The organism is Rhizobium sp. 11_C7_N12_5, from assembly GCF_051811145.1.
GTDB lineage: Bacteria > Pseudomonadota > Alphaproteobacteria > Rhizobiales > Rhizobiaceae > Rhizobium > Rhizobium lusitanum.
Map to the genome: position 1 here is coordinate 766,217 of NZ_JBPWPY010000002.1, position 12,259 is coordinate 778,475.

General features: G+C 62.5%; 10 protein-coding genes. 6 read left to right on the forward strand and 4 right to left on the reverse strand.

Annotated features, from left to right (window positions below):
- Positions 1–49: 49 nt before the first annotated feature.
- From AB8B29_RS22625 to AB8B29_RS22640, 4 genes are all read right to left on the reverse strand, one after another.
- Complete coding sequence (locus AB8B29_RS22625) at positions 50–1,027, reverse strand: zinc-binding dehydrogenase (protein ID WP_037197723.1); 978 nt, start codon at positions 1,025–1,027, stop codon at positions 50–52.
- Between the two features lie 41 nt (positions 1,028–1,068).
- Positions 1,069–1,671, reverse strand: coding sequence for a TetR/AcrR family transcriptional regulator (locus AB8B29_RS22630; RefSeq protein ID WP_037197724.1), 603 nt, complete (start codon positions 1,669–1,671; stop codon positions 1,069–1,071).
- A gap of 57 nt (positions 1,672–1,728) precedes the next feature.
- Entirely contained in the window at positions 1,729–2,985 is a 1,257-nt protein-coding gene (locus AB8B29_RS22635; RefSeq protein ID WP_037197726.1) for an arsenic transporter, read from the reverse strand.
- 118 nt (positions 2,986–3,103) lie between these two features.
- Positions 3,104–3,559, reverse strand: a complete 456-nt coding sequence (locus AB8B29_RS22640) for a universal stress protein (RefSeq protein WP_037197727.1) — start codon at positions 3,557–3,559, stop codon at positions 3,104–3,106.
- A gap of 546 nt (positions 3,560–4,105) precedes the next feature.
- On the opposite strand from AB8B29_RS22640, the gene cydD reads away from it, so the two are divergent.
- The 6 genes from cydD (at position 4,106) to AB8B29_RS22670 (ending at position 12,199) form a co-directional block, all read left to right on the forward strand.
- Positions 4,106–5,797 carry a thiol reductant ABC exporter subunit CydD gene (gene cydD / locus AB8B29_RS22645; protein WP_245297561.1) on the forward strand — a complete coding sequence of 564 codons (1,692 nt, stop codon included), beginning with the start codon at positions 4,106–4,108 and terminating at the stop codon, positions 5,795–5,797.
- The gene (locus AB8B29_RS22650; RefSeq protein WP_037197731.1) at positions 5,794–7,485 is read left to right on the forward strand and encodes an amino acid ABC transporter ATP-binding/permease protein; all 1,692 of its coding nucleotides are present in this window, start codon (positions 5,794–5,796) and stop codon (positions 7,483–7,485) included. Before cydD ends, AB8B29_RS22650 begins: the two co-directional genes overlap by 4 nt.
- An 80-nt stretch (positions 7,486–7,565) precedes the next feature.
- Entirely contained in the window at positions 7,566–9,167 is a 1,602-nt protein-coding gene (locus tag AB8B29_RS22655; RefSeq protein WP_439006719.1) for a cytochrome ubiquinol oxidase subunit I, read from the forward strand.
- Between the two features lie 6 nt (positions 9,168–9,173).
- A complete protein-coding gene (cydB, locus tag AB8B29_RS22660) occupies positions 9,174–10,328 on the forward strand; it encodes a cytochrome d ubiquinol oxidase subunit II (protein WP_047561420.1) in 1,155 nt (384 codons plus the stop codon).
- An 18-nt stretch (positions 10,329–10,346) separates the two neighbouring features.
- Positions 10,347–10,469 carry a cytochrome bd-I oxidase subunit CydX gene (cydX, locus tag AB8B29_RS22665; RefSeq protein WP_037197367.1) on the forward strand — a complete coding sequence of 41 codons (123 nt, stop codon included), beginning with the start codon at positions 10,347–10,349 and terminating at the stop codon, positions 10,467–10,469.
- A 326-nt stretch (positions 10,470–10,795) separates the two neighbouring features.
- Positions 10,796–12,199 (forward strand): PLP-dependent aminotransferase family protein, encoded by a 1,404-nt coding sequence (locus AB8B29_RS22670; RefSeq protein WP_037197549.1) that lies wholly within the window; start codon positions 10,796–10,798, stop codon positions 12,197–12,199.
- Positions 12,200–12,259: the final 60 nt, after the last annotated feature.

Below are 12,259 nucleotides of genomic sequence, written 5' to 3' on the forward strand. Positions count from 1 at the left end.
AGCCGGTGGCCGATCCGGGAACCGGCGGGCGGCGAGCGCTGCCTGAAAGCTACGGTTTCAATAGAACCTTGCCTGCCTTGCCCGGTGTCAGCGAGGACTTTACCGCCTGGGCGATCTCCGTGATATCATAGGCCGCTTCCACCGGCAGCTTGACATCACCTGATGCGACGCGCGCGATGAGTTCTTCGATCAGCCGGCGGCGCTCGTCGGCGGACATGGCGGCGCTAATCTTGCTGCCCCAGAACCCCTTGATCGTCAGCTGTTTGAAGATGACGGCGCCGGATGCGATCTGCATCGGCTTGCCGGCTGCTGTGCCGAAGGAAACCAGGAGGCCGTTCTCGCCCAAGAGGTCGGCAAGGTCGTTGCTCGCCACGCCTCCGACGGAATCGACGGCGGCACGGATCGGTGCGTCGCCAATGATGGCGCGCACCTTGGCCTTCCAATCCGGAGAGGCGGTCGAGACCGCATTCTCGATGCCGAACGCGGCCAGCTCGTCTACGCCGGCATCCCGCCGGACGAGATTGACCGCGTGTACGCCGCGACTATGCGCCAGCATGGCCAGGGTCTTGCCGACTGCTCCGTTCGCTGCATTCTGGATGATCCAATCGCCACGGCCGACATCGAGGAACTCCAGAAGCGCAATAGCACTGAATGGCATGGCAATGAGTTGGGCGGCGGCCTCGTCGGTGATGACATCGGGCACGGGAACGAGGCTTGCAGCGGGCGCGATGAATTGCTCGGCCCAGGTTCCATGGACACCGGCCGCAACGACGCGCTTGCCGACCAGCGTCACATCGACGCCAGCGCCGACAGCATCGACGATACCCACCGCCTCGCTGCCGCCGATGGCGGGCAAGACCGGCTTGTAGCCGTAGGCGCCGCGGACGGTCCAAAGGTCATGATTGTGAATGGGCGACAGAATGGTGCGAATCCGCACGCTTCCCGCAGCAGGTTCGGGAAGGGGCATGTCGGCGAGGCGAAGGACCGTGGTAGGATCGCCGAAGACATCATGGATGGCACTACGCATTCTGTTTTCCTTGTATGTTCATGTGCTGGTCCGGGCCTGGATCAAAGGCTGCCGGGTAGGGAAAGTGCTTGCTCGGTGGCAAGCATTGCCTGGTCGAGCGGTGTCTTGTCCTTTCCAAGCTTGGCCAGGATCGCTGCACCAAGCCACAGGCTGTAAAGCGACCGGGCCATCTTTTCCGGGACGCATGAAGGCGCGATGGAACCATCGTCGCGACCCTCGGTGATTGTTTTGGTAATGCGCCGGATGAGATCCTCGACGCCGCCGAGCAGGATCACACGCATGCCTTCGGAAAGGTCGGAGATCTCCGCTGCGAGTTTCACGACGAGGCAGCGATCCGCGAGGCTGGCCGCATGATCGTCGGAAACCCATGCACGCCAATAGTGCATCAGCCTTTGACGGCCATTGCCCTTCCAGCCGAACAGAGCGTCGAGCCGCTCTGCATAGTCGGTGCAATATTCCTTCAGCAGGGCGCAGCCGAAGGCTTCCTTGGACGCAAAATAATAATAGAACGATCCCTTCGGCACTGCACTTTGCTCGAGCAGTTCCTTCAGGCCAACGCCGCCAAAACCCTTTCGCAGGACCAGTTCTCGCCCGATCGCGAGGATGTGGTTGCGCGTCAGATCAGATTTCGTTCTGGTGGTCATGATCCGTGCGTAACAAATAATCGACCGGTCGTCTACGACGCCGGGATTCTTTGCCCGTCATATCAGCGAAAGTGCTGCCAGCGAGAGGATCAGTGCCGGAAACATCACGACGATGCCGAGCTTCAGAAAGACCCATGCGCCCATATGAAGGCCTTCGCGACGCAGGGCAGCGAGCCACAGGATCGTGGCGAGCGAACCGGTCACCGACAGGTTGGGACCGAGATCGACGCCGATCAATACTGCACCTGCTATGGCGTCCGGAACATGGGCCGCCTGTACTGCGCTGCCGGCGAAAAGGCCTGCCGGCAGGTTGTTGACGAGATTGGAGACGATCGCGACGGCAAGGCCCGCCGCGCCGACTGCCTGCCCCTGGGATTGAGCCGCAAGCGAAGCCAGCTTGCCGGACAAAAGAGCGGTCAAGCCGGTATGATTGACCGCCTCGACGATCACGAACAGCCCCGCAACGAGAGGCAGCACGCTCCAGCTGATGCCGCGGATGGTCTCGACCGGGCTCTGCCGGGTGAGCGCGAGGACGAGGATGGTCGTGGTGACGCCGGCGGCGAATGTCGGGATCCCGAGATCGACGTTCATTGCCGATGCCCCGATCAGAATAACGGCTGTCGCCACAAGTCCCCATCCGGCCAGCCGGGCGCTGTGCGAAAGGGCGGGTTCCTCGACGCTGCGTGCGATGCTGTCCTCCGCCAATGCGCGTCTTTGCGTCCAGTAGAGACAGGCGAAGGTCACGACGATCGAGACGATCGACGGCAACATGAAGGTCTGCATCCACCGCGATAGGGGCGGCATCTCGCCACCGGCGAAGATGACGAGGTTGGCCGGGTTGGAGATAGGCAGCACGAAGCTGGCGGCATTGGCGATGAAGGCGCAGATCAATAGGTAGGGCATGGGGTCCTTGACCCGGGCCGCGCGGCAGGCCGCGTAGACGGCGGGTGTCAGGACGACGGCGGTCGCATCGTTCGAGAGAAACACGGTCACGACAACGCCAACGACATAGACGAGCAGAAACAGCCGCCGAGGCGAGCCTTTGGCATGCGAGGTGGCGATCGCCGCCACCCAATCGAACAATCCTTCCCGCCGGGCAAGCTCCGACAGGAGCATCATGCCGATCAGGAACAGATAGACATCGAAGCCCTTGGACACGCCGGCCCACACGTCTGCCGGCCCGATAAGCCGGAAGGCAAGCAGGAGCGCCGCGCCGAACACGGCCCAGACCGCTTCCGGCCATCGGAACGGACGTGTGACGACCCCTATGGCGGTCAGGCCGGCGATGCTCCAGGTGATGGCGGCTTCGGTCATATAGATCGTCTTGGATAGGTGACGGGAGCGGGTATGTAACACTGTTGAACGGCAGCGCAAGCGGTCACTATGGCGTCGCTCAACAGAAGCGGTCAGAATCATGTGGCGCGACGGAGCGCTACGTCTGCTTCCCTTTGCCCTTTGTTGTTGCGCTATGGTCGGATTTCTCGGCTCGATCGATGAGAACGGAACATTCGGCGTGCCGGGTGACGTACTCGACCGTTGAACCGAATATGCGGTCGAGGATATCGGACGCATGAGTTGCCAGGACGATCAAATCAGCCTTCTTCTCCTTGGCGACGATTAACAAGGTTTTCGATGCAGTCCCCATGCGTACGTCGATGGAGGCGATTATACCGAGACGCTTACAGAGTGCATTGAGCTTTTCCTCGGCTTCCCCGATGACGGAGACCGCCCATTTATCCGGGCTCTCGTCTCCGGAAGGAGAGCGTTCGATGACATGCACGATGGTCAACTCGCCGCCCGGCGTCAGGAGAGCCTGAGACGTGCGCAACAAACGTTCGGCGCGCTCGCGTGATCCGAGCCCTATCGCACAAATGATTTTCGCATACATCTCAATCTCCATAAAATGCGTCGATACCGGGCGGTCGCCTAAGCCGGCCCGCAAGTTCTCCGTCAACTCTCGCTTGCGCAAACCGATCCGTACCCAACACATCGATAACGACGGCGCCCGTCAAGTCTTGTATCGGGAATGATGCGGAGCAATACACAGCCGCGCTTTGGGATTGAAGGAAATCGCGTTGAACAGCCTGTACGAATAGTCGAAATGCCTCGTTCTGCGTCAATCTGCCCTCTTTGTGGCGGTGCCCTGCGACATCCTGCGCTTTTGTGCAGTGCAAAAAATGCACTAGTACTATTTCGCGAACAACTTGCCATGGCAGCAACCCATCGGCGAGCCGGCGTCGCTATTCTGGCGCTGACAAGGAGCGGAAAGCCAGTCATATTAGTTGGGCTACGATATCATCGGTTGCAGCAAGTGTGTTCCGGGTTCGGCGATTGGCCCTTCTTGAGGGCATGGAATTGGAAAGGGCAGGCTAGCGTGAGTGTTTCCTCTACCGGCGATGGAATGTTGGAAAGACGAGAGGCTGGTGGCCCAAGCATGTCTGCAAGCGCCGATGCTCGTGGTGCAGCCGCCCGCCGGTCCGCGGAACGGCTCGCCGGTTTGGGCTTTGCGTCGGCTTTGCTCTGCTTATCTTCTCTGGTGTGGATAGGGCAGGCCGCCATGCTCGCCGTTGGCGTGGGAGCGATCAGCGAAGGTGGTGGGGTGTCGGATCTGACGATACCCGCTGCCATCGTCTTGGGCCTTGGCATCCTGCGTGCCGCCCTGGATGCGGCTGGCGGGCGGCTGGCTTTCCAGGCGGCACGCCGGGAGCTGACCGCGCATCGTTCGGCTGCAACGGCAGCACTCGCACTCCGCTCGCCCCTGGATAGCGCCAGGCCCGCATCCGGTCTGGCGGCGAGCATGCTGGGTGAGCAGGCCGAAGCGATTGTTCCTTATCTCCAGCGATTTCGTCCCGCACGCTTGAAGGCAAGCGTGGTGCCGCTCGTCATGTTCGTCTGCATCCTGCCGATTTCCTGGGTAGCGGCCGTGATCCTCGCTCTCTGCGCACCGCTGATCCCGATCTTCATGGCGTTGATCGGCTGGCGTGCCAAAGCCGCCAGCGAGAAACAGCTCGCCGAGACCGGCGGCATCAACGCTTTTCTGCTCGACCGGCTGCGCGGACTTGCCACCATTCGCGCTCTCGGTGCTGTCGATGCGACGGCGCTGCGATTGCGTGGGGACGCGGAGTCGTTGCGGGTTCGCACCATGGCGGTGTTGAGAATCGCCTTCCTGTCGTCGGCGGTATTGGAATTTTTCTCCGCTCTCGGCGTTGCAGCGATGGCCGTCTATGTCGGCTTCAGCCTACTCGGCTCGATCGACATCGGCACTTGGGATGGTCGCCTGACATTGACGCAGGGGCTCTTCATTCTTCTGCTCGCACCCGCCTTCTTCGAGCCGTTGCGTGAATTGTCGGCAGTCTGGCACGACCGGGCAGCCGGAGAAGCGGCCCTTGCGGCGCTGAAGGATCTGGCATCGTCGCAACAAACGATTCTCGGCGGCAGCGATGCGAAGCCGTGCATATCCACCGGCCCTGCCTCGGTCGAGATCCAAGGTCTGGTCTTCCGCCATGGTGCGGAGCGGAGGGCTGTCATCGATCATTTCGATCTCTCCGTCGCTCCAGGCGAACATATCGCTCTATGGGGCGCCAGCGGCTCCGGCAAGACGACCATTCTGTCGCTGATTGCCGGCCTGGCGCCGCATGAAGCCGGCGTGATTCGTGTCGGCGGCATTCCGCTGCGGGATGATACGGCGGATGGCTTGCGCCGGCGAATGGCGTGGATCGGGCAGTCGCCTCATGTGTTCGCTGGTAGTGTCATAGGGAATATTGCGCTGGGACGAACCGGCATCGATGGTCATGCGGTTGCAAATGCCCTCCGGAATGTGGCGCTCGACGAGGTCTTTACTGCCGAGAGGGTTGCAGCGGTCGGAGAGGGCGGTCTCGGTCTTTCCGGCGGCGAGGCATTGAGGCTGGCGCTTGCCCGGATGATGGTCGGCGAACACGCCGACATCATCCTTGCCGACGAGCCGACTGCCCATCTCGATGCGCAAACGGCGGCTGCCGTGACGGATGCGCTGCTTGCGCTTGCCAAGGGCCGTGTGCTGATCGTCGCCACACATGATCCGGTGCTGGCAGGACGTCTCGGCCGTGTCGTTCGTCTGGAGGCACCGGCGCGGAGGGTGGCTGCATGAGACGCTCTCTCTCTATCCTTCTTCCGGTCATCAGGCTGTTCTCGGTCGAGCGCGGCGCGAGCCTTGGTCTCGGCGCCGGCCTGTCGGCACTGGCAACGCTTGCCGGTACTGCGCTGCTCGGACTATCCGGCTGGTTCATCACCGCCTCGGCCTTTGCCGGCCTGACGGTCACCAGCGCCATGGTCTTCGACGTCTTTGCGCCTTCCGCCGGCATACGCCTGCTTGCGATCGGCCGCACGGCGGCTCGCTATGGCGAGAGAATCGTGACGCATGATGCGACGCTCAAGGTGCTCGCAGCGCTGCGTGAGCGGCTGTTTCGCGGCTGGGCGCAGCCGGCTGCCGCCGCAGCGATGATGCGCCGGCCGGCAAAGCTGCTCTTCCGCTTGACGAACGATGTCGATGCGCTCGATTCGCTCTATCTGCGCGTGCTGGTGCCGGCCGGCGTTGCCGTCCTTGCCGCTTTCGCGGTCATGATCGCGCTCTGTTTCATCGATCCGCTGTTTGGTGGCCTGGCGGGACTGTGGCTTGTTGCCATCTGTCTTGGCCTTTCGCTCGCGGCGGGACAGTTTGCGTTGAAGCCGGGGCGGCGTCGCGTCCATGCCATGGAAGCCTTGCGCGCCCGGAGCATCGATCTCGTCGCCGGCCAGACGGACCTTGCAATGGTCGGGCGGTTGCAGGCGCAACGGGTGGCCATTGCCGTGGCCGATCAACGGCTGGCGCAGGCCGACGATGCCCTCAACCGGATCGACACCGCTGTCGCTGCAGGCTTTTCGCTGGCCTCCACATTACTTTTGACAGCAACGCTCCTGACCGTCGCCCTGCTTGCCAAGCAGGGAACGATTGGAACGCCTGCCGCCGCTTTCGCACTGCTGGTCGCTTTCGCCGCCACGGAGCCCTTTGCGGCCATGCGTCGTGGTGCCCTTGAACTCGGGCGGACGTTGCTTGCCGCCAAACGCATTGCGCCCCGGCTGGCGCCGGTTTCTGCTGCGCCGGGGATTATCGGGCCGGACGCGGAGCATGCCTTCCAGATGGCAGGTGTCGTCGTCGGGCATCAAGGCACGGCGCTGCCGGTCCTGCGCGATCTATCCCTGTCGCTGGCGGTCGGTGAACGGTTGGCCATCGTCGGCCCGAGCGGTGTCGGCAAGTCGACATTGCTGGCGCTGCTCGCAGGCGAGATCGCTGCAACCAATGGCACGGTTGCCTCTCTGCCGGCGGCGACGCTGACACAGCGCAGCGAGCTGTTTCAGGACACGGTGCGCGACAATCTGCGGCTGGCGGATCCGCATGCGGACGATAGCCGGCTGCGCCGCGCGCTCGCCACCGCCGGTTTGCTCGAGGATATCGAAGCCTTGCCGCGCGGCCTTTCGAGCCGTCTCGGCGAAGGCGGCAGCGGCCTGTCCGGCGGACAATCGCGCCGGCTGGCGCTTGCAAGGCTTTTGTTGCGCGACACGCCCCTGTGGCTGCTCGATGAGCCGACGGAAGGCCTCGATGCCGGCACGGCTCGCGCGGTGCTTGTACGGCTGGTTTCGGCGGCCGCCGCGCGCAGCCTTGTCATTGCCACGCACATCCGCCGCGAGGCCGATATCGCCGATCGCATCGTGCTCCTGGACGGCGGTCGTATCGCCGCCACAGCGCTGCGCGGCACACCGGAATTCGACATGCTCCTCGACCGGCTCCGGCCGGACTGAGGGGCAAAGTAGCATGCCCGCGGCGCGTCGGATGGCGCCGCATTCCTGTCAGACACACCGTAGGGGGTGGGAGAAAGACTATGGAACTTGATATCGTGGCGCTATCGCGTCTGCAGTTTGCCATGACGGCGCTGTATCACTTCTTGTTCGTGCCGCTGACACTCGGCCTGTCCGTGCTGCTTGCCATCATGGAAACGACCTATGTCATGACCGGGCGGCAGATCTGGCGGCAGATGACGAAGTTCTGGGGGACGCTGTTCGGCATCAATTTCGTGCTCGGTGTCGCCACAGGCATCGTGATGGAATTCCAGTTCGGCATGAACTGGAGTTACTACAGCTATTATGTCGGCGATATTTTCGGGGCACCGCTGGCGATCGAAGGCCTGATGGCTTTCTTCCTGGAGGCGACCTTTGTCGGCCTGTTCTTCTTCGGCTGGGACAAGCTGTCGAAGGTCGGCCATCTGGTGGCCACCTGGGCTGTCGCGCTCGGCTCGAACTTCTCGGCACTGTGGATCCTGATCGCCAATGGCTGGATGCAGAACCCTGTTGGGTCGGCGCTCAATCCGCAGACCATGCGCATGGAGATCACCAGCTTCTTCGATGTCGTCTTCAATCCGGTCGCCCAGGCGAAATTCGTCCACACCGTTTCGGCAGGCTACGTCTGTGCCTCGGTCTTCGTGCTTGGCGTCTCGGCCTGGTACATGCTGAAAGGCCGGCATATCGAGATCGCCAAGCGCTCGATGACGGTCGCGGCCTCCTTCGGTCTCGCCTCGGCACTGTCGGTGGTCGTCCTTGGCGACGAGAGCGGTTATCTGACGACCGAACATCAGAAGATGAAGCTCGCGGCGATCGAGGGCATGTGGACGACCGAGCCGGCGCCGGCTGCCTTCACCGCCTTCGGTTTTCCGGACCAGGAAGCGCGCGAGACCCATTATGCCGTGCATATTCCCTGGGTCATGGGCCTGATCGGCACGCGGTCGCTGACGACGGAGATCTCCGGCATCGACACGCTCGAGAAGCAAGCGGAGACCCGCATCCGCGACGGCATCAAGGCCTATGACGCGCTGATGAAGATCCGCGCGGCAAAGCCGGTGGCCGCCGGTACGGCAGTACAGGACCCGGCCGCCGAGCAGGCACGTTCCTCCTTCGCGGATATCGGTCATCAGCTCGGCTATGCGCTGCTCTTGAAGCGCTATGTCGACGATCCCCGGCAGGCGACTGACGCGCAGATCGCGCAGGCGGCTCGTGACACCATTCCGCATGTGCCGACGCTGTTCTGGTCCTTCCGCATCATGGTCGGTCTCGGCATGTTCTTCATCCTGCTGATGACGGTGTTCTTCTGGCTGTCGGCCCGGCGCAAGCTCGACCGCTATCCGCTGCTGCTGCGGATTGCCGTCTTCGCCATCCCGCTGCCCTGGGTCGCCATCGAATTGGGCTGGGTGGTTGCCGAATTCGGCCGCCAGCCATGGATCATCGAAGGCGTGCTGCCGACGGCTGCTGCCGTCTCCAATCTCGGCGCCGGCACCGTGCTTCTGACCATTCTCGGCTTCGCGGCGATCTATACCGTCCTCATTGTCATCGAGATGACGCTGATGATCAAGGCGATCCGCAAGGGCCCGGAACCGGACGAGGTGCCGGAGGCCAAGTTGATTTCCGAAAACCTCGTTCCGGCTGCGGGGTGACCTGCCATGATCCTTCATGAATTAATCGACTACGAGACCCTGCGCATCATCTGGTGGCTGCTCCTCGGCGTCTTGCTGATCGGCTTTGCCGTGACCGACGGTTTCGACCTCGGCGTCGGTACGCTTCTTCCCTTCGTCGCCAGGACGGATACGGAGCGGCGCATTGCCATCAACTCGATCGGCCCGACCTGGGAAGGCAACCAGGTTTGGCTGATCCTCGGCGGCGGCGCCATCTTCGCCGCCTGGCCGCCGCTCTATGCGGTGTCCTTCTCCGGCTTCTATCTTGCCATGTTCGCCATCCTGTTTGCGTTGATCCTGCGGCCGGTCGCCTTTAAATACCGGTCGAAGCGCGAAAGCGCCCGTTGGAAGGCCGGTTGGGACTGGGCGCTGTTCATCGGCGGCTTCGTTCCCTCGCTGATCTTCGGCGTGGCGGTCGGCAACGTGCTGCAGGGCGTGCCCTTCCGCTTCGATGACGACATGCGCATCTACTATGAAGGGTCGTTCTTCGCGCTTCTGAACCCTTATGCGCTGCTCTGCGGCCTTCTCTCTGTCTCCATGCTCACCATGCACGGTGCAGCCTGGCTTCAGGTCAAGACGGACGGTGTCGTTGCGGAGCGTGCTCGTCGCTATGGCAGTCTGGCGGCTGTGGCCGTGATCGTTCTCTTTGCGCTGGGCGGCCTGTTTCTCTGGGCGGGGATCGACGGCTATCGCATTTCCAGCGCCATCGATGCGGCCGGCCCTTCCAATCCGCTGCTCAAGACCGTCGAGCACAGTCCAGGGGCGTGGCTTGTCAACTACGGTACGCATCCGTGGATGATGATCGCGCCGGTTCTCGGTTTCGTCGGCGCGGCCGCCGCCCTGCTTGCCATGCTGGCCCGGCGTGAAGTGACCGTGCTGTTGTTCAGCAAGCTTGCCATCCTCGGCATCATCTCGACGGTGGGTCTGTCGATGTTTCCCTTCCTCCTGCCGTCGTCGCTCGATCCGCGCTCCAGCCTGACGGTCTGGGATGCTTCGTCCAGTCACCTGACCCTGTTCATCATGCTCGTCGTCACGGGCATCTTCCTGCCGATCATCCTTTTCTACACTGCCTGGGTCTATCGGGTGCTGTGGGGCAAGGTCGACGAGAAGACGGTGAACGACAAGGGCGGTCACGCCTACTAACCTTCAAGGAGAATCCGCATGTGGTACTTCGCCTGGCTTCTCGGCTTTCCTCTGGCCGCCGCTTTCGCTGTCCTCAATGCCATGTGGTATGAACTCGTCGACGATCAGGCGAAAGAGAAAGCCTCCCAAAAGGGGCAATGACTATCAAGGCAACGCCAAATCGTTGTCCGGCCAAGCAGGAATGGCATCCCGGCTCGCGCCGGGCTGCCCCGGGACTGCCGCCGTCTGAGCGGCGTTTTCGCAAACCTACTGTGCGGAAATACCATCAATCTAGTTTTTGGTGCATTCAATTGTATGGTTCTCTCGCTGAACGGAGCGTGGCGTCGACATGCCAGCTGCGGCATTTGGTCATTCGTCGCCCACAAAGTGGACGCGATGTTTTCGCGTGACGTGAGCCGCATGCAACAATATACGATCAATGTCGGTTGGATTTCTTTCCCCGTCCGATCATCATCGCGGAGCATGAAATGAAGAACTGGCATCCCGATCTCAGCCGCTCCTCAAATCCCCGATATATCGCCATTGCCGACCTGATCGAAATGGATCTGCGTAGCGGCGTTCTGGTGGTGGGCGACAGGCTGCCGCCACAGCGCGAGCTTGCGAAGCGCCTCAATATCGATTTCACGACGGTGGCGCGAGGCTATGTCGAGGCGCAGAAGCGCGGGTTGGTGGATTCCCATGTGGGTCGCGGCACATTCGTGACCGGTGGCGCCGACAAGGAGCGCCGTGGCTTCGTGTCAGATGCGGCGCCCGATCCGCGCCGCACCTCGATGGTCGACTTCTCGATGAACCTGCCGCCGGAGCCGAACGATCCGGACCTCGTTGCCCGCATGCGCGAAGGCATGTCCGCGGTGGCGACCAATCTCATTTCACTGCTGCGTTATCAGGGTTTCGGCGGCTCGAGCATGGACAAGGAAGCGGCTGCCGCCTGGCTCAGCCGCCGCGGGCTTGTGCCGTCGCAGGAGCGCATCTTCGTAACGCCAGGAGCGCATCCGGCCCTGCTCGCCATATTCGGTCTGCTTGCCAAGCCCGGAGAGGCGGTGCTGTCAGAAAGGATTACGTATCCGGGCATGCGTTCGATTGCCGCCCAGCTCCGGCTTAATCTCGCGGGCCTTCCGATGGATGAAGAGGGAATCCTGCCGGACGCCTTCGCCGAGGCCTGCGAACGGCTGCAGCCGAAGGCGCTCTATCTCAATCCGACGCTGCAAAATCCGTTGACGTTGACCATTCCGGAGAAACGCCGCGAGGCGATTGCGGCGATTGCTCGCGAATACCACGTGCCGGTCATCGAGGATGACGCCTACGGCTTCATTCCGCTGCATGGTCCCCCGCCGATCGCGGCCATCGCGCCGGATCTGGCCTGGCACATCGGCGGATTGGCAAAATGCATCGGTGCGGGGCTTCGCCTCGCCTATGTCGTTGCGCCGGATACGAAAGCCATATGGCCCTTCGTCAGCGCCATGCGAACCAACAATGTCATGGCCTCACCGCTGAATGTGGCGCTCGCAACCCGCTGGATAGAGGACGGCACCGCCGATGGCATTCTGCGCTTCATTCGCGCGGAATCGGCTGCGCGCCAGGCGATGGTGGCCAATATTCTGCCGGCCGGCAGCTACAATGCCGATCCGATAAGCTTCAATATATGGCTGCCGCTGACCAACGGCTGGACGCGCTCCACGTTCGGCAGCCACATGCGCAACTCCGGCATCGGCGTCGTGGCGAGCGATGTCTTTACGGTCGACGGAACAGCGCCCGAGGCCGTGCGGGTCTGCCTCGGCGGCCCGATTTCACGCGAAAGATTGCAAGGCGCGCTGGATTTCATGGCGCATGCCCTGGAAGGCCCGCCGGAGATGGCAGCCTCATTTTTCTGAGTTCGCTCAGCTTCCCGAACGCTGCGATGGACAGGCGGCTCGCGACTGCGGGCGGCACAC